27 protein-coding genes and 1 tRNA gene are annotated in these 13,696 nt (G+C 39.1%); 2 read left to right on the forward strand and 26 right to left on the reverse strand.

Annotation, left to right across the window (positions count from 1 at the left end; translation table 11 throughout):
• Positions 1–2: 2 nt before the first annotated feature.
• The 12 genes from AC6I5C_RS16520 to AC6I5C_RS16575 all read right to left on the reverse strand — a co-directional run bounded on the left by AC6I5C_RS16520 (position 3) and on the right by AC6I5C_RS16575 (position 5,358).
• Positions 3–1,463 carry a hypothetical protein gene (locus AC6I5C_RS16520; protein WP_497906109.1) on the reverse strand — a complete coding sequence of 487 codons (1,461 nt, stop codon included), beginning with the start codon at positions 1,461–1,463 and terminating at the stop codon, positions 3–5.
• A complete protein-coding gene (locus tag AC6I5C_RS16525; RefSeq protein WP_497906110.1) occupies positions 1,429–1,926 on the reverse strand; it encodes a terminase in 498 nt (165 codons plus the stop codon). The genes AC6I5C_RS16520 and AC6I5C_RS16525 overlap by 35 nt, the downstream gene beginning before the upstream one ends.
• Positions 1,904–2,131 (reverse strand): hypothetical protein, encoded by a 228-nt coding sequence (locus tag AC6I5C_RS16530; protein WP_497906111.1) that lies wholly within the window; start codon positions 2,129–2,131, stop codon positions 1,904–1,906. The genes AC6I5C_RS16525 and AC6I5C_RS16530 overlap by 23 nt, the downstream gene beginning before the upstream one ends.
• 15 nt (positions 2,132–2,146) lie before the next feature.
• Entirely contained in the window at positions 2,147–2,764 is a 618-nt protein-coding gene (locus AC6I5C_RS16535; RefSeq protein ID WP_497906112.1) for a Mom family adenine methylcarbamoylation protein, read from the reverse strand.
• Positions 2,761–3,345: a hypothetical protein gene (locus AC6I5C_RS16540; RefSeq protein WP_497906113.1), complete on the reverse strand. Its 585-nt coding sequence runs from the start codon at positions 3,343–3,345 to the stop codon at positions 2,761–2,763. Before AC6I5C_RS16540 ends, AC6I5C_RS16535 begins: the two co-directional genes overlap by 4 nt.
• Positions 3,346–3,358: 13 nt before the next feature.
• On the reverse strand, positions 3,359–3,559 hold the full coding sequence (locus AC6I5C_RS16545; RefSeq protein WP_497906114.1) for a hypothetical protein: 201 nt from the start codon (positions 3,557–3,559) through the stop codon (positions 3,359–3,361).
• A 9-nt stretch (positions 3,560–3,568) separates the two neighbouring features.
• Complete coding sequence (locus AC6I5C_RS16550; RefSeq protein ID WP_497906115.1) at positions 3,569–3,748, reverse strand: hypothetical protein; 180 nt, start codon at positions 3,746–3,748, stop codon at positions 3,569–3,571.
• A complete protein-coding gene (locus tag AC6I5C_RS16555) occupies positions 3,745–4,074 on the reverse strand; it encodes a hypothetical protein (protein ID WP_497906116.1) in 330 nt (109 codons plus the stop codon). The genes AC6I5C_RS16550 and AC6I5C_RS16555 overlap by 4 nt, the downstream gene beginning before the upstream one ends.
• 16 nt (positions 4,075–4,090) lie before the next feature.
• Entirely contained in the window at positions 4,091–4,333 is a 243-nt protein-coding gene (locus AC6I5C_RS16560; protein WP_497906117.1) for a hypothetical protein, read from the reverse strand.
• A gap of 187 nt (positions 4,334–4,520) precedes the next feature.
• Positions 4,521–4,593 (reverse strand) — tRNA-Met (locus AC6I5C_RS16565).
• Between the two features lie 59 nt (positions 4,594–4,652).
• Positions 4,653–4,988, reverse strand: coding sequence for a hypothetical protein (locus AC6I5C_RS16570; protein WP_497906118.1), 336 nt, complete (start codon positions 4,986–4,988; stop codon positions 4,653–4,655).
• Complete coding sequence (locus AC6I5C_RS16575; RefSeq protein WP_497906119.1) at positions 4,981–5,358, reverse strand: VRR-NUC domain-containing protein; 378 nt, start codon at positions 5,356–5,358, stop codon at positions 4,981–4,983. The genes AC6I5C_RS16570 and AC6I5C_RS16575 overlap by 8 nt, the downstream gene beginning before the upstream one ends.
• A 372-nt stretch (positions 5,359–5,730) precedes the next feature.
• Here AC6I5C_RS16575 and AC6I5C_RS16580 point away from each other — a divergent pair, with 372 nt between their 5' ends.
• Both AC6I5C_RS16580 and AC6I5C_RS16585 read left to right on the forward strand, forming a co-directional pair.
• Entirely contained in the window at positions 5,731–5,901 is a 171-nt protein-coding gene (locus AC6I5C_RS16580; RefSeq protein ID WP_497906120.1) for a hypothetical protein, read from the forward strand.
• 1 nt (position 5,902) lies between these two features.
• Positions 5,903–6,316, forward strand: a complete 414-nt coding sequence (locus AC6I5C_RS16585) for a hypothetical protein (RefSeq protein ID WP_497906121.1) — start codon at positions 5,903–5,905, stop codon at positions 6,314–6,316.
• 269 nt (positions 6,317–6,585) lie between these two features.
• Here AC6I5C_RS16585 and AC6I5C_RS16590 read toward each other — a convergent pair whose 3' ends face one another.
• The 14 genes from AC6I5C_RS16590 to AC6I5C_RS16655 all read right to left on the reverse strand — a co-directional run bounded on the left by AC6I5C_RS16590 (position 6,586) and on the right by AC6I5C_RS16655 (position 13,694).
• On the reverse strand, positions 6,586–6,774 hold the full coding sequence (locus AC6I5C_RS16590) for a hypothetical protein (RefSeq protein ID WP_497906122.1): 189 nt from the start codon (positions 6,772–6,774) through the stop codon (positions 6,586–6,588).
• Positions 6,775–6,780: 6 nt separating this feature from the next.
• Complete coding sequence (locus AC6I5C_RS16595) at positions 6,781–7,254, reverse strand: hypothetical protein (RefSeq protein ID WP_497906123.1); 474 nt, start codon at positions 7,252–7,254, stop codon at positions 6,781–6,783.
• A gap of 2 nt (positions 7,255–7,256) precedes the next feature.
• Entirely contained in the window at positions 7,257–7,736 is a 480-nt protein-coding gene (locus tag AC6I5C_RS16600) for a YopX family protein (RefSeq protein ID WP_497906124.1), read from the reverse strand.
• Positions 7,736–8,197 carry a hypothetical protein gene (locus tag AC6I5C_RS16605; protein ID WP_497906125.1) on the reverse strand — a complete coding sequence of 154 codons (462 nt, stop codon included), beginning with the start codon at positions 8,195–8,197 and terminating at the stop codon, positions 7,736–7,738. Before AC6I5C_RS16605 ends, AC6I5C_RS16600 begins: the two co-directional genes overlap by 1 nt.
• The gene (locus AC6I5C_RS16610) at positions 8,190–8,969 is read right to left on the reverse strand and encodes an HNH endonuclease signature motif containing protein (RefSeq protein ID WP_497906126.1); all 780 of its coding nucleotides are present in this window, start codon (positions 8,967–8,969) and stop codon (positions 8,190–8,192) included. Before AC6I5C_RS16610 ends, AC6I5C_RS16605 begins: the two co-directional genes overlap by 8 nt.
• A 2-nt stretch (positions 8,970–8,971) precedes the next feature.
• The gene (locus AC6I5C_RS16615) at positions 8,972–9,763 is read right to left on the reverse strand and encodes an N-6 DNA methylase (RefSeq protein WP_497906127.1); all 792 of its coding nucleotides are present in this window, start codon (positions 9,761–9,763) and stop codon (positions 8,972–8,974) included.
• 8 nt (positions 9,764–9,771) lie between these two features.
• Positions 9,772–10,050: a hypothetical protein gene (locus AC6I5C_RS16620; protein WP_497906128.1), complete on the reverse strand. Its 279-nt coding sequence runs from the start codon at positions 10,048–10,050 to the stop codon at positions 9,772–9,774.
• A gap of 2 nt (positions 10,051–10,052) precedes the next feature.
• Positions 10,053–10,244, reverse strand: coding sequence for a hypothetical protein (locus AC6I5C_RS16625; RefSeq protein ID WP_497906129.1), 192 nt, complete (start codon positions 10,242–10,244; stop codon positions 10,053–10,055).
• Between the two features lie 5 nt (positions 10,245–10,249).
• Positions 10,250–10,735 carry a hypothetical protein gene (locus AC6I5C_RS16630; RefSeq protein ID WP_497906130.1) on the reverse strand — a complete coding sequence of 162 codons (486 nt, stop codon included), beginning with the start codon at positions 10,733–10,735 and terminating at the stop codon, positions 10,250–10,252.
• Positions 10,736–10,737: 2 nt separating this feature from the next.
• Positions 10,738–11,205 carry a hypothetical protein gene (locus AC6I5C_RS16635; protein ID WP_497906131.1) on the reverse strand — a complete coding sequence of 156 codons (468 nt, stop codon included), beginning with the start codon at positions 11,203–11,205 and terminating at the stop codon, positions 10,738–10,740.
• A 10-nt stretch (positions 11,206–11,215) separates the two neighbouring features.
• Complete coding sequence (locus AC6I5C_RS16640) at positions 11,216–11,641, reverse strand: YopX family protein (RefSeq protein ID WP_497906132.1); 426 nt, start codon at positions 11,639–11,641, stop codon at positions 11,216–11,218.
• 156 nt (positions 11,642–11,797) lie between these two features.
• Positions 11,798–12,673 carry a DNA adenine methylase gene (locus tag AC6I5C_RS16645; protein WP_497906133.1) on the reverse strand — a complete coding sequence of 292 codons (876 nt, stop codon included), beginning with the start codon at positions 12,671–12,673 and terminating at the stop codon, positions 11,798–11,800.
• Positions 12,673–12,837 (reverse strand): hypothetical protein, encoded by a 165-nt coding sequence (locus AC6I5C_RS16650; protein WP_497906134.1) that lies wholly within the window; start codon positions 12,835–12,837, stop codon positions 12,673–12,675. Before AC6I5C_RS16650 ends, AC6I5C_RS16645 begins: the two co-directional genes overlap by 1 nt.
• The gene (locus AC6I5C_RS16655) at positions 12,837–13,694 is read right to left on the reverse strand and encodes a P-loop NTPase family protein (RefSeq protein WP_497906135.1); all 858 of its coding nucleotides are present in this window, start codon (positions 13,692–13,694) and stop codon (positions 12,837–12,839) included. The genes AC6I5C_RS16650 and AC6I5C_RS16655 overlap by 1 nt, the downstream gene beginning before the upstream one ends.
• Positions 13,695–13,696: the final 2 nt, after the last annotated feature.

Consider the following 13,696-nt stretch of genomic DNA (forward strand, 5'->3'; position numbering starts at 1 on the left):
AATTACCAGTTCACTCCCATTTCACGAACTGATTTTTTGGTTTTATGTACTTTAGGTTTTGCGAGTATAAAGAACATGCGCATCATGAGCATGTCTGTGAAATCTGGGGAGCGCCCCAAACGTTCCTTCAAATCCTTTTTCTTTTCAAGGCGTATGGGTTCCGTGGTGTCACTTCTGTCCATCTGTTTGATCTGTTCAAGCTCTTCTATCATTCTGTCACGGTATTCCTGATCCTTACACCATATTTCATTTTTGTTCACCATGTCCGCCAACATGAAATAGCATTGGGTCTTAAGGTTGTAATAGTTTTCCTTGCCTATGGCCTTGCCTCCATTATGGAATTGCAATGCGTCTTTCAAGTATCCTGTTTCCGCACTTTGCTTCACATACTTTTTGAGTCCATCGGCATCATAGCAAACATTACTGGCAGGTACATTATGTTTGATACGGATGTCGTGTATTTTTTTGGAAACCTGTGTTTCATCAACCTTATCAAAAGCATACACCTTTTCTAATACCAAACCATGCCAAACGCCTATCACAAATATATCAGACCCTAGATATGCTATATCAGCAGTGATATACCTTTCCCCTTTGGCTTCAATGAATTCATTGGTGAACAGCTCCAATACCTTGTCATAGTCACTGAATAGTTTCAAAGGGTCATCATCATACTCCCAATTGCCATACAACAACCTTTCCACCATGGCCTTTCCAAGACTTAATAGGTTTTTGATGTATGACCTAGACACATATCGATTGTCCTTTACCAAGGATTGTATGAATGCCTTTGATGATTCCAAAGCATTTTCCTTCCATGGTTTATAGAACACCTTGTACACCCAATTCTTTGCAGGGTTGCAACTCCCCATCCATTTAGGTATCAATCCTTCTGTAACATGGCCATTGTCACATATCCACTCCAAAGGAACTTCCCCATCATGTTCCAATATTTCTGACTTAACAGGGCTCAAACAATAACCACAATAATGGTTGAGCCTATACCTGAGACGTGACTTGAGCACATCAATGGCTTTCTTTTCACATTGGTTGCATTCATCCACAAAGGCATCGGTGATTTCCAAAGACCCCAAATCATCATAATCCTCGTCTGACGGCTTCTTCACCAATTGCCTGAGATATATCAAACTGCCATTGGCAAACACTATACAGTTGGGGTTTTCCTTATCATGGGACCCTGTGAGCTCATAATGCACCCCTTTTTTTAGTCCCTGCCTAGCTGCTACTTCAAAGAACGTCTTGAGGGTTGTATCCCTCAATGCCTTAAAACTTTTTCTCCCTATAAAACCACGTGTGCCAGGCATTTTCATCCTGCGCTTTATTTGCCAATAGCATCCCAATGCAGACTTTCCTCCTCCGGCTCCTCCACCGAACAAAAGGTCATTGGTTATGTTGTCCTCAAGGATGTCAAGAGCTTGGGTCTGTTTTATCGTTAGCTTCATAGGTTTTCTCTTCGTGCCATGTCACTTCTAAAGGATTGTTCTTGTCTCCCTGAATGACTTTGGTGTCCCTCCACAATTCGGGCTGTCTGTTCTTTAACCAAAAGATGGCAGCTGTGGCATCTGGAGGGTAATGTTTTTCCGTTGGCACTATCACGGGCTTTCCATCATGAAGGAATATCTTGGAGTCCTGATGCTTGTATCCAATGGCCTTTTTGTACAGTGAAGTGGCCACATTGGCATCGGCTTCATCCTTCCCCTTTTTAATGGACTCGGAAAACTCAGGATATTTTTTCTTCCATTCATAGATGGTATCCACGTTTACCTCAAAGAAATCTGCCAAGTCTTTGTCAATAGCACCCAATATGGTAAGCTTTAGAGCCTGGTTGGCATAATCCTTTTGATACTTGGTAGGTCGCCCTCCAGGATGTTTGTCCTTGTCATTAGTTTTTGTCGTCTTTGCCATTTTCCAACATGCCTTCTGCAGCATCGATGTCATCTTCAAGTTCTTCGACACGCCCTTTCATTTCAAAGTATTTCTGCTTTGCTATGGCAGATGCTACTCCACTGTCCATTCGGTCTTCCAAGTCCTTAAGCTGTTCTTTCCTGCGTTTTAATTTTCTTTTTAAATAATCCAGATACATGATAAACTTGTTCTTAAACTCGGCCATATTTTTTTGAAAGATTTAGGCTGTTAAATTAGCACTTTCTTTCTTTGGATATGGCTTTGCCAGTTTATTGACTTCCTTTCGTACCCATTTGTTGAGAGGGTATATATATTTAATCTTGGTTTTACCCTTGATTACTTTTGCATTGGTATCCACATGTTCCTGCAACCAAGACAATGTTGATGTACCATACTTTTTGCTCACACTCCTACGGTGTTTCAGTTTTCCGTTCAACAGGATTCCTCTTTCATTGGCGTATTCTCCAATGTAAAGCCAATTGGTAGCTTGGTAGATTGTGCCTATGTGCTCCTGGTTACGATCTGCATAGCTAACAACCAATTTCACTAATGGTGCATCCTTTGGGAGCTGTTTAAGTGCTGCAGCCAAAACCTGTGATGTTGCATTCTGCTTTCCATTCAATGCAACTCTGACAAGTTCCACAACTTCACCCTGTACCAAACCAAATTCCGATGCTATATGCGGATTGGCACCATTGGAAAACAGGACCACACCACACCATTCATTGGCTTCATTGAATACCGAATACCCCAAACGTATCTGGGGCACTGACTTGGCATAGTGGAATCTCATACAGGCGTACTTTATAGCCTTTCCTGATGCTTTTTCCAATCTCATAACTCTCCCTCACTTACACAATATGTCATTCCCTCAAATTCAGGATACAACATTTGATCACCAAGATGCTTAAGCTTCTCCTCAAATTGATTGAGTTGCTTATGGCTGGTGAATGTAATCTTGATAGTAGGAGGATTGTTCTTCAGTGGAGCCGTTAGGTCTGTTGGTTCATCAAACAAATCCCTGTCAATACCTACATCATCAATATCCATCCCTATGGCTTCCAGCTCTTCAATGTCAAAATCCATTTCCAGAACTTTCATTGGATCCCATTTTCCCCGATGCAGGTTGTCCCTTAACATTCGCTCCTTCTGTAACCTAAGGGGAACATCTGGCTCCACAAAACAGAGTATGGATGCCATTCCCATTTTGGTGCAGGCCTTGACCCGTTGGGTGCCTGCATAACAGAAATAAGTTCCTTTGTACAGATTAAGCAATGGAGGTCGCTGTTTAAGAAATTCAGGATCCTTTTTGATGTCCTCACTCAATAGGTCCAAATCCTCATCGGTGATGGTCCTGGGGTTTTCTTCCAAAAGCACAATGTCCTTTATTGGGACTTCTATATGTTGAATGTTGCTCATATGCTGTGTTAGGTTATAATCTGCAAAAATTTGTATGCATGATAATCTGTCCAATTTTGTTGTAAAGCCACTTTGCCAATCGTGCATGAAACATTCTCAAGGTCACCCAATCCAATACTTTCAAAAGGCTACTTAAAATCCATATCCTTAAAAGCATGAAACGGAACACTCTTTGGTTAAATAGGTCTTCTTTTCTTATAGTGGCTGTTTTCATTTCCATGGGTTAAAAAATCTGCTTTTCAGATGATAGTTCTATATCAAAATACTCCAGTTCACCATCCTTGCTTGCTGCCATATAATTGATGCCATTGCTTCTCTGTACAATGCCAGTCACTATTCTCATTTCCTGCATCTCATCAGCTACATGGTACACGATCTGTCCCAATTCAAACTTTCCGTTCATGACTTGGACTTTGCTCTTTCAAGCTTTCTCCTGATTCTCCTAGGCAATAACTTTCTGCCCTTATACCACAAGCGCTTGTCCTTAGGGTCAAACACGGTGGCATTGCAGTCCAGCCACACAGGAGGCTGTGTATGCCCACTCAATACACCCAGCCAAATAGTGCCATGGAACAGGAACAACAAGCGTTTCCAAAATGGTGCTTTCCATGCAGAAATGCACTGGCCATCATTGGTGCGGTGTACATAAAGGTCACCACATTCCTCTTCACTCATGTTATTTGGAGGAGTTAAACAGGCGTTTGCCTGTTTGAAATACTTAGGTTTCATTTATATTTGATTTAGTTTAGTTTTTAGGTTTTCCAACTTTTCTATAGCTAAGACCCAACTCATCAAACTGAATGATGTGTGACACCTTGGATTCCTTTATCTTCAACCTCCTGGCAATGATACCATCGGTCAATCCAGATTTGTGGAGTTCCATAACTTCCACTTCCAATTGTTTTTCATGTTCAATATCCTTTAAGATCTGTTCCAATGTCCTTCCGTCCTTTTGAATGGCCTGAGGGATACATCCTATAACAGTCATAGATGTTGGAACCCTCTTAAGACTTGGTGTGATTGGTTTTGGTTGAATGATACCGTTTACTTCCATAGAATAAAAAAACCTCCGATAACGGCCGGAGGTATCCGGGCTTTGCTATGTAATCAATTGTTTCATCCCTACAATGTCCACATGCCATAGTTTCTATTGATGATTGGGAACCCTATTTATGTAGCGGGGACCGGACTCGAACCGATGACCTTTGGGATATGAGCCCAACGAGCTGCCAACTGCTCTACCCCGCTATTCAGAAAGGCTTTAAACTCTAAAGCCTTTACTTTCTATTTCTGTTTATGGATCTACACTATAAGGCATCTCTAGGATTTCTATTGTTGACCTTTGCGTTGAACCCAAAACCATTTCTTGAAGCTTCGAAACTCACATTGGAAACCTCTTGCAACATCCCTTCCACAGTTTCCTGTTTTGGTGCAATGATGGCTTCCTGGTGCACGGACACATCATAGATGTGTGCCACGCCAAAATCTACTACACTTACCAAATCGCAATCATCAAAAGTGACCTGCGCTTTGGTGTCTGAATTCTGGATCAGGTCGGAGGTAGTGCATCCGAATCCCGTGTAACCGATAACCACTATCGATAACATAGTAATCCAAGCTCTCGCTTTCATATCGTTATACATGTCTTAAATAGGAATCTATGACAGTTTTGGCTTCATCAAAGGAATAACACACAATAGACTTCCAACCTACTCTGTCCAAATGCCCCAGGACATTCAATTGGTCATCCGACGGTTTGTTGGGTTTTATCTTCAGCTCCATTGCTAAGCCTACATAGTCCTGTGTAATGAGCTTGCCAGTGGCATCCTTACTGTAATTTGGTTGGAATACCATTACATCCGGCATTCCTTTTTTTACGCCCATGCGCTTAAGCTTCGCACCGCGTTGAGGTGATGTCTGGCGTTCATTGGCTATATGCGCAAACAATACATTTGGGTATTGCAAACGCATGTAATTGGCCACGGAAACCTGAAGGTTTTCTTCCTTTGTCAATGATGAAATAAACTGTTTTGGAAATATCGTGCCTAAGTGGTTCTTAGGGCTTTGCAAGTATCAAAGTAGACTCAAATATAGGTATTTAAGTTCTTTTTCAAAAGGTTTTGAAAGAAATGTTATATAGTTTTTCTTGTGCCGTTGAGACAACATTTCTTGTGCCGTTGGTACATTTTTTATTGTATTTGGTCTATTTTTGGCTGTTCATTGTGCATTTGGTCGAAATTTATTTAGAATCGTTCTAAATTGATATATGGTTAACAAATTTTATCATATATTCATGATGATTGTTTTACACTCTTGTCGTAATATTGCAACGTAGATTAGAGTTATTAAAAGTTATCAACACGAATTTACACCCAACCGTCGAATATGGAAACACACTTAATTACAAACTTTTTGGACTCTAGAAAGATAGAGTACAAAATTGATGAAAACCCATCTCCTGAGAAGGTTAGCAGAATTCAAAAGGCCATTGAAAGAAAGAGAACTTTAATGGATTTAGCTGTTAACACCTATAAACAGGCAATGAGGATTTCATAATATGATTGTAGCTACCAGAGAGGTTATCTATGGTATTGATGTATTTACCTTTTACGATACCAACCACACCCCATTTCAACTAACATTCCAAAAATCACTAAACGATCGATATTACGAAGTCTCGTTAGTGAACTTACTAGGCAGCAGTGACAGCCGATATTGTACACATATCAGAAAAGCTGTATCTGGCTATGTCAAACAATTCCTTTTAGAAAAAAATTGTACCGTCTATTTTGACATGGAAGTTTCCAACAAAAGAGGTCATTTGCTATTCGTTAAATTCGTTAGATGGCTTTTGATGGATGACAAAATAGAATTCAACCTTGAAATCACTCCTACTGGAGGCATTAACTACATTGAGTTTTTTGTGAAGCTAAAGCCCAACGCTATCAACAACATAAAGGTTTCCGCTTAATTTTAAATTTTCACAATTAGCATTCCTGGCTACAAGAGTTTTGAGGGCAGTTGCCCTCTATCTCCTGCATTTTTCGTAAATGTCAAACGGTGGTTGTTTTCAGGTTTTTGGTAAAGCAGTCGTCTCAAAACACCTACAGAGAAAATTCATCTGCTTTTGCGATCACTTATGGAACTTAAGAGATATTGCTCAGTCTTCCATATTTATCAACACCATTTTTTTGACATCTATCATCTATTTACATACCCCCATGTTGATAACCCAAACCATCAATGTACCTTGCAATTGGTATGTCCAACCAATTCATCTGGTTTATACAAGGATGCCTTTTCCCAATTCACATCTCCTTTGGCATTGCACCTGATGAACAATGTATCCGGATATTTATATGGCAATGGTATGTTCCATTTTTCTTCAACCTCTTTCTTGGTTGTCTTCTTAACGTTTAAGGTTTTCATTAGCTATTATTTTCTATTTCTTTTATGATTCCTTTTACTAAACCTATCATACCATCTTTCTTCCTTTTCCATTAATGCAATAGTATTCATGGAACTCTTATATGTATTTTTCAAAACCATGATGCCATCACTTAATTCACTGGATGCTTTTGCAATCCGTTCCATTTGCATTTCAGACATGAACTTATCCAATTGCCTTAGATTTTCTATGTCACTTTTATTGGAAATCTCCAGCAATACCTTATTTGGGTATTGCTTTTGTATCTCAGCAATTTGATGTGCCAACAAACCAGCATTCCCATTCCCTACAACAATGACCAAAATATCCTTAAGGGAATCAACACATGCACTACAAAGATTCTTTATTGCCCAATAGCAAGGTTCACCAGTCTTTTCTATACATTGAATACAATTAGTATTGGTGCATCCACACACCACACATTTCCAATCTTCAGTTTCTAGAATTGATAAATTTTCCATGTTTATTTTTTAATCTCATTTAATAATTCTGGATGTTCATACACATTTCCAATCACTTCTAATCCATCATCCACAAATGCATCTTTATCTGATATCCATATAAATCCATCAACATTTACAAACTTCTTTCCCTCCTTATATTCAGAAGCATGTATGTTCCAAAACTCACGGTTTTGCCATGCAGGAAACAGTATAAAGCTAGGCACACCTTTATGCCTAAAATGGATTTTAAAGGTGCCTTTGTACCCTTGACTCATAGCCGTAACAATGTCATTCTCATAAACATCCTTCCCATTTTTATCCTGAAAGCCTACATAGATATCTTCCGACAAAAACTTACAGTTACCTATTTCAGTTCTATTCGATTTACTGAAAAATGATAGATATTCATCATCTATAATTTTATCGGTAGTCAATCCTTCTTGGATTTGTATTTCATTGAATTTTCTGTTCAATCCAACCCATCTAAATTTTACTTCCATCACTTTCTCTTTACAGCATTTATCATTTGTATTTCTGCCTTTTGGATGTTGACCATGGTATTGGCCAGTTCACATACCGTTTTGGCCTGTTGTATCACTATTGCATCCTTGGGATTGTCATTGACCTTTTTGAGCATGTCCATCAAGGATGTTTTTAACGACTGGTTTTCGGCTGTTGGTTGGTAACCGTTCACACTCACCATCATGGCACCAGGTGTTTCATCTGCCATTGGTTTGGAAGACCCCAAGTCTGGCAAAAAGGATTTCACTTCTTTTACATCCTTTAAGTCCCTAAAGAAATCCTCAATCTCAGATGGCAAAAAGGTATAGGTCCTTCCCTTGGTATAAATCACAATAGTTTCTTTTACATCCTTGTAATCCGTAATGGTCAATTCCTTTCCGGCATACATTTTTGGTTCTCCAATGAGTTGATCCAATCTGTGTCTAACGTCTTCAGTCATGGTTTAGCTGTTTTTTAAGTTTATTCAATAGTTTAATATTCTGTTGTACCTCCTGAGGGTATTGGTGCAGGGTATTACGTTTCATGTTCTCTCCCCTGGTGATGAGTTCCAGATTCTCAATGTCACAATTGAGGGTATTGCCATCCTTGAATGCTACACAATGGCCTTTTGGCACTTTACCGTGGTGCTCTTCCCAAACTTTACGGTGCATGAGCTTGAACTTGCCACATTTTACCCTCACTTCCCTATAGCCATCCTTGGTGATTCGCTCATACCCATCATACTTTGTGTTATGCGGCAAATCTCCCTTTTGGAACCTTGTAGACTTGGTGCGTTCAATGGCTTCATTGCTCATGTATTCATGTTGCTTTTTGCCTTTGTTCATGGGTTCCATTCCTTTTTTGAAACACCCCGATTGTTTGCGCTGTTGTGCCAATTTCTTGGGGACTTCCAATCCCATTGCACTTAACCTGTTGGTTACCCCTGTAAAGCTTCCACCAATGTTCTTTGCAATGGTTTTTATGGGAAGTTTCAAATAGTGTTCCTTGATGTACTGGTCCTGCTCCTGTGTGTAAACGGTTCTTCCCCTTAATGCAGCAACCCTAAACTCCTCTATGATATGGGCCGGTACCTCCAAATTGTTGTGCCTCATAAAATATTGCACCTTACTCCTGGAACATCCCAAATGGTCTGCCATTTGTCTGGAGCTCAACTTCAAATAATTTGCGTTGATATAATCCTGTTCCTCTTGATCAAAACCGCGTTTTCTCATTTTTAAAACATTGAAATTTGATTTGTTTTTTTATCCACCAGCAATGTCGGTTGTTCCTGAACCTTCACAATGGGCTTGTCCACTATTGCTTTAGATGTGTTCTTGGATTTTGTTTTGGAACCCACAATCTGCCACACCCTCTTCCAATCCCCTATATATTCTATCTGTGGTATTCCTGTATATTTTAAAACCCGGTTCACATAAAAAGCGCCCCTGAAGGATTCAGGATTCATGGCAAGGGTGTCCATACATATCACTACACCCACCACACCGTGCATCATGAAGTTGAGGGCACTCATCCTTACACACATATAGTCCAAGTCCTGGGCCACATGGAACAGGGTTTGTTTCTTTACGTGCAGGGCCAGATTGAAACGCCCACTGCCACAGCTTGGCTCATTTACCGTCATATGGTCCTGAACATCCATAATGGCTGCCGAAAATTGGCACAGGGATTCTGGAGTGAAAAACTGCCCAAACCGTGAAGCTTTGCTTCTAGATGACAACACTTGGTAATAATCCCCAAAAATGTCATACCAATCCTTTTCGGTCTTTACCATACGGTCCATAACCTTGATGCCTTCCACAATAAGCTGATGGAATTTGTGGCGCTCTTCCAAAGAATATTTCCGTCTCATGTATTCTAGATCTATATTGTGGTTGAGCGAAAAATAGTTGATGAAGAAATCCAAGAAATGGTTGAACACTTCATAGCTGTCATGCCTTTGGGCAATGGATTCAAATACCTTGTTAAAATCCTTTAGTTCTATGGGTATGTCTCTAGTTTTCGGCATTGCTTATGTTATTTTATGGAACCTACAAGAACTCCCTTTGCTTCCAAAGGAATTATGGGATTATTTATACTGCTATGAACGGTAACCGTTCGGTCATTGGTTGGATGCTTGACATCCTCAAAGGGCATTTTGTCTATAGTGTGCATGATGTCCAGAAGCCTTGCCATTTCTGCTATAAGTTTTGTGCGCTGCCCAAAATTGGTGAGCGTCTGCAAAAAGGCATCATACCTTTGGTACTCTTCCCTGATGCGTTGGTATTTGACTTGGTATGTTTCTGGACACTTCATGATTAGCTACAGCCTTTTTCGTATGTTGGAAGCTTCCGTACTTTTCGATACTCCATGATCCATAAAACCGTATCCATAGCACAGTCAATGGCTTCCCCTATACTGGTGTATTGATTCCTTCTGGCATATTCATATTTCACCAAAAGGATGAGGGTGATGAGCTTTAGTTTATGTTCCTTTTCTGCTTTGGTCATGATGGTTAATATTTAAAGTCTGTCCAATGGATTATTTTTCCTGAGAAGTCTTCATTGAACCATGAGAAGAAATCATCAACAGAATCAAATCCGTCGTTGATGGATAGCTTTTCAATTTCTGATATGTGAAGGGTTTTTCCATCTACTGAAACAAACGCTTGATTATCTCTTTTAAGTCCATGTAAAATTTCAATTCTTTGTGTTGACTTAACCTTGACAATGGGAGCAAACTGAAGTCTATGTTTGGTCCTGTTACCAATCACAAAATGAATATCGTTCCCTACTTTCCAACGGTTAGATGAATCTTGTCTAATTGTATGAATCTTTGGAATGTGCGAACCTACTTTGTAATGTTCCGGTAATGATTTTCGTCCATATTCAATAAATTCATTTGCATTTATTTCTATTCCTTTTTGGAATATCCCCTCCCATATTTTCTCAACAAAATAGGTTGGTATACCTTTAATTTTTGTGCTGAATCCTAGTGTCATGATTATTGGTTTAAAGTGTTAATATCTATTGCCGTTCCCTTTTCAATCAATCCAAAGACATCGAAATGCCATTCCAATAATTTCACGACATCACACCACATCATAATATTGCAATCCTTTCCTATTTGGGTCCCGTAAAATTCTTTCCACTGCTTATGGTCATGCTCTGTGAAATTTTCAACATTGAAACAGTTTTGTTCCAGAAGCTTTAAATATGGGTAGAAGGTTTCTCCGTTATGCTCAATTTTATTTATGATATCGGAAAAAGGCCTGAGTATGGGCTTGATGTCCTTGAACCCTTGTTCGCTTTCAACCAGGTCATGGAATACACAAGAACCATCTGAATACACTGCGTGAAGCTCTTGTATACCGTTTATAGCCTTTGTTTTTAGGTTAAGCGGATAATCCTTTACCACACATTTCAACTGAAATGGTAAATAGGGTGCTATATGTCTCAATTCTAGTGTCATTGTTGCCTTTTTATTTTTCTACAATCATGTTAGGGTTTTCGTGGATGTTTCCAACTATTTTATAGCTACTGCCTAAATGATGGTGAAGCAATGTTTCACCTCCTAGATTTTTGGTTGCAAACGCACCAAAATTTTCCAGATATACTATATGCCCCATGTGGGGCAGGAACCCTCCGTTATAGCTCATTTTACATTCTACAATATCACCTTCATAAATCTCATTGCCTTTTTGGTCCTTTAATCCGGTGAATTGTTGTAATGTTTCATGGATTATATCTATATATTCCGTGTGTTCCCCCTCATCTGGATTTGAATAAGATGGCACCCAATTATTAGAACAAGTGATTTTAAATTCGCCAGTACCATAAGAGTAAAAAGGAAATCCATACACCCATCCCAATTTTTTATTAAATCCTCTGAATTTTAAATGTCTCATGACTGTTGGTTATTTATTGCGTTAGTAATATTGCTATTTTGGTGAGCACATCATTGAGCATATTAATCAAGCACATGAATATGACCCCTACATTGAAACCTATGATGAGCTGTAAAAAATGTTGTTTGATATAGTTTTTCATTTTATTGGATTTTTTTATAGGTTAGAATCAAATGTTGCTACAGTTCCATGTTTGTGATTATTGAATATCCTTGTTTCTTCAATTGGATAATTGAACCATATCACTTCCTGAACTTCGCCACTTCTGATATTGTTCTTCTTTTTAGGCAACTTTACTTTTGTCCAATCTGAAAACATATCATCATACAAATTAGATTCATATCCACTAATCATTGCTTTCCCCTTAATTCTATGAAGTCTTTCGGCTAATTGAATATGTTTTTCTTTCGTGAATTCGAATAGGTAATCATCTTTTGAAGCTCTCACCTCCAGAAGATATGGAGGGTCTACATAAAAGAAAGCTCCTTTAAAATCTATCTTATCAATACATTCAAAACAATCATAATTCGTTATCTGGATGTTTTTTCGTATTTCAAATGCAACTTCATTAAGCTTTGGAAAACTATTGTTCCATTTGCTTACAGCTTCACCCCCTTTGGCATTATGTTGTGTTTTTGCCATATGCCATCCCTTATTTTTTCTAGCTGCTCCCAAACTGAAAAATGACTGTCTGATTCTTACGTAGAATCTTCGTGCAGATTCTATACTATCTGGATGATTTTCCCAACATCTTTCATATTCTTCCTTGGAACATGGAGTTAATTTCAACAGCCTCAAAAGCTCCTCTTCATGATCCCTTAACACTTGAAAAAAATTGGTGATGTCTCCGTTTATCTCATTAGCCGTTTTTATAACCTTTCCTTGATAGTTAAGGCTAACGGAAAAAGATCCTCCAAACAAGTCGATTAAATGAATGAATTCAATTGGGAAATATTCATACAGATGTTCTATCCAACTGAATTTCCCACCGAAATAATTAAATGCTATTTTTTTTGATCTATTTCCACTCATTACACTTCCTTTTTAAATCCGTTGCTGAACACTCCCTTTTGGAATGCCTTTACTATCCATCCCTTTTTGCGTGCCTGGGCTATCATTTCCTTATATTTGGCATAGGGCATTTCCTTTTGCATCACCACATCTACCATTTCAAAATCGTTAAGTTCGTGTTTCATTATCGTCTGTAGCTTTTGCCTTTAAATTCCACTATATTGAACATGGAGAAGAGCCTGTCATACATCCTACTGCCATAGCGTTCCCCAAATTGTGCCAACCCACTTTCCAAATCATCCATGGCATCTTCCCTGTAATTGCAGGTAACATAGGTTCTCAGCTTGCGGTTATAGCGCTCTTCCAATATTTCCTTCATAAGATTCACCTTTCCAAAATTGCTGGCATCCCGCTCTGTCAACACATCATCAAAGTACAGGGTGCCCTTTTTCATGCTTTGGTCAAAAGGGGCCTTTTCATCTATTTTCAATCCATCGTACATGCTCACCAATTGGTTGGTAGTATATCCTCTGAACCTCACATTGGTATGCCTTAGGCTATTCTCCAAGGCACGCATTACAGAGGTTTTTCCATTGCCATATCCCCCAATAATCAACAGTCCCTTTTTTAGGCTAGGCACCGATACTTTGGATACATTGCCACACTTACTGAAGTGATCTAAATCCCCAATGAAATAGTAAATAAGAGGCTTGATGTTTTCCACACTCACGGTATCCTTGGAATAGGCTACTCCCTCATTGGCTCTGTAATGGTCCACAAACTGTTTCCAAAGCCATTCCTTGGTCATTTCCTTCTTTGGCCTTTGCTTTTGTGGTTGGTGTATCCTGTCAAAATAGGCCTTTCTGGATTCCTTGGCTTCTTTGGACTGGTATTGGTGATTGGCTTCATATTCCGAAATCAAACCCAAAGCTTCCGATACGGTAAGCTCTTTAAACTGGAGGTTGAAAGCTGTCATGGTATCGTCAGTGATGTTTTCCAGATCTAATGCTTTTAAAGCTTCATATTTGCGTCTTCCTATCATGA

The organism is Mangrovimonas sp. sgz306409, from assembly GCF_059735265.1.

Bases quoted from the DNA above. Each gene is read 5' to 3' on its own strand.
- AC6I5C_RS16535 (WP_497906112.1), bottom strand. From the start codon at position 2,764: ATGAGATTGGAAAAAGCATCAGGAAAGGCTATAAAGTACGCCTGTATG.
- AC6I5C_RS16615 (WP_497906127.1), bottom strand. From the start codon at position 9,763: ATGCCGAAAACTAGAGACATACCCATAGAACTAAAGGATTTTAACAAG.
- AC6I5C_RS16570 (WP_497906118.1), bottom strand. From the start codon at position 4,988: ATGTATAACGATATGAAAGCGAGAGCTTGGATTACTATGTTATCGATA.
- AC6I5C_RS16540 (WP_497906113.1), bottom strand. From the start codon at position 3,345: ATGAGCAACATTCAACATATAGAAGTCCCAATAAAGGACATTGTGCTT.
- AC6I5C_RS16580 (WP_497906120.1), top strand. From the start codon at position 5,731: ATGGAAACACACTTAATTACAAACTTTTTGGACTCTAGAAAGATAGAG.
- AC6I5C_RS16610 (WP_497906126.1), bottom strand. From the start codon at position 8,969: ATGAGAAAACGCGGTTTTGATCAAGAGGAACAGGATTATATCAACGCA.
- AC6I5C_RS16560 (WP_497906117.1), bottom strand. From the start codon at position 4,333: ATGACTGTTATAGGATGTATCCCTCAGGCCATTCAAAAGGACGGAAGG.
- AC6I5C_RS16655 (WP_497906135.1), bottom strand. From the start codon at position 13,694: ATGATAGGAAGACGCAAATATGAAGCTTTAAAAGCATTAGATCTGGAA.
- AC6I5C_RS16555 (WP_497906116.1), bottom strand. From the start codon at position 4,074: ATGAAACCTAAGTATTTCAAACAGGCAAACGCCTGTTTAACTCCTCCA.
- AC6I5C_RS16590 (WP_497906122.1), bottom strand. From the start codon at position 6,774: ATGAAAACCTTAAACGTTAAGAAGACAACCAAGAAAGAGGTTGAAGAA.
- AC6I5C_RS16525 (WP_497906110.1), bottom strand. From the start codon at position 1,926: ATGGCAAAGACGACAAAAACTAATGACAAGGACAAACATCCTGGAGGG.
- AC6I5C_RS16625 (WP_497906129.1), bottom strand. From the start codon at position 10,244: ATGACCAAAGCAGAAAAGGAACATAAACTAAAGCTCATCACCCTCATC.
- AC6I5C_RS16650 (WP_497906134.1), bottom strand. From the start codon at position 12,837: ATGAAACACGAACTTAACGATTTTGAAATGGTAGATGTGGTGATGCAA.
- AC6I5C_RS16530 (WP_497906111.1), bottom strand. From the start codon at position 2,131: ATGGCCGAGTTTAAGAACAAGTTTATCATGTATCTGGATTATTTAAAA.
- AC6I5C_RS16585 (WP_497906121.1), top strand. From the start codon at position 5,903: ATGATTGTAGCTACCAGAGAGGTTATCTATGGTATTGATGTATTTACC.
- AC6I5C_RS16620 (WP_497906128.1), bottom strand. From the start codon at position 10,050: ATGAAGTGTCCAGAAACATACCAAGTCAAATACCAACGCATCAGGGAA.
- AC6I5C_RS16520 (WP_497906109.1), bottom strand. From the start codon at position 1,463: ATGAAGCTAACGATAAAACAGACCCAAGCTCTTGACATCCTTGAGGAC.
- AC6I5C_RS16595 (WP_497906123.1), bottom strand. From the start codon at position 7,254: ATGGAAAATTTATCAATTCTAGAAACTGAAGATTGGAAATGTGTGGTG.
- AC6I5C_RS16635 (WP_497906131.1), bottom strand. From the start codon at position 11,205: ATGACACTAGAATTGAGACATATAGCACCCTATTTACCATTTCAGTTG.
- AC6I5C_RS16630 (WP_497906130.1), bottom strand. From the start codon at position 10,735: ATGACACTAGGATTCAGCACAAAAATTAAAGGTATACCAACCTATTTT.
- AC6I5C_RS16550 (WP_497906115.1), bottom strand. From the start codon at position 3,748: ATGAACGGAAAGTTTGAATTGGGACAGATCGTGTACCATGTAGCTGAT.
- AC6I5C_RS16640 (WP_497906132.1), bottom strand. From the start codon at position 11,641: ATGAGACATTTAAAATTCAGAGGATTTAATAAAAAATTGGGATGGGTG.
- AC6I5C_RS16645 (WP_497906133.1), bottom strand. From the start codon at position 12,673: ATGAGTGGAAATAGATCAAAAAAAATAGCATTTAATTATTTCGGTGGG.
- AC6I5C_RS16600 (WP_497906124.1), bottom strand. From the start codon at position 7,736: ATGGAAGTAAAATTTAGATGGGTTGGATTGAACAGAAAATTCAATGAA.
- AC6I5C_RS16545 (WP_497906114.1), bottom strand. From the start codon at position 3,559: ATGAAAACAGCCACTATAAGAAAAGAAGACCTATTTAACCAAAGAGTG.
- AC6I5C_RS16605 (WP_497906125.1), bottom strand. From the start codon at position 8,197: ATGACTGAAGACGTTAGACACAGATTGGATCAACTCATTGGAGAACCA.